The sequence below is a fragment of the Faecalibacterium sp. DFI.5.82 genome (genome assembly GCF_029076575.1).
Taxonomy (GTDB): Bacteria; Bacillota; Clostridia; order Oscillospirales; family Ruminococcaceae; genus Faecalibacterium; species Faecalibacterium duncaniae.
In genome coordinates this window covers 1-312 of the sequence record NZ_JARFIS010000488.1, presented here as the reverse complement: position 1 = coordinate 312, position 312 = coordinate 1, and the positions used below count along the sequence as shown (strand labels likewise).

General features: G+C 63.1%; 1 pseudogene. It reads right to left on the bottom strand.

Features of this window, described 5'->3' with window-relative positions:
• Positions 1 to 312: pseudogene (locus tag P0G09_RS17545) on the bottom strand (sensor histidine kinase); the annotation flags it as partial.

Here is a 312-nt window from a genome sequence, read left to right as displayed (position 1 = left end):
CCCCGGTTTGGTTCAGCTTTTCTGCCAGTTCCCCGGAAAAACCATCCGTAGGCAGCCGGACAGTCTGCCCCTGCGCCAGTGCATCCAGACCGTGTGCCACGGTCTCCAGCCGCTTTGCCCCCCGCCAGCTCAACCAGAAGCAGAGCGCCAGACCCAGCAGCAGCATTCCCAGCGCTGCCGCCGGGAGCACCCGCACCATGCTCAGAGCAAAGTCCGGTGAGCTGTAAACGCTGTACTTCCACAGGCTCCCCTTTGGCAGCCCGATGAAGAACAGCCCGTAGGGTTCCGTCCAGCAGAACACCGGGTAATCCG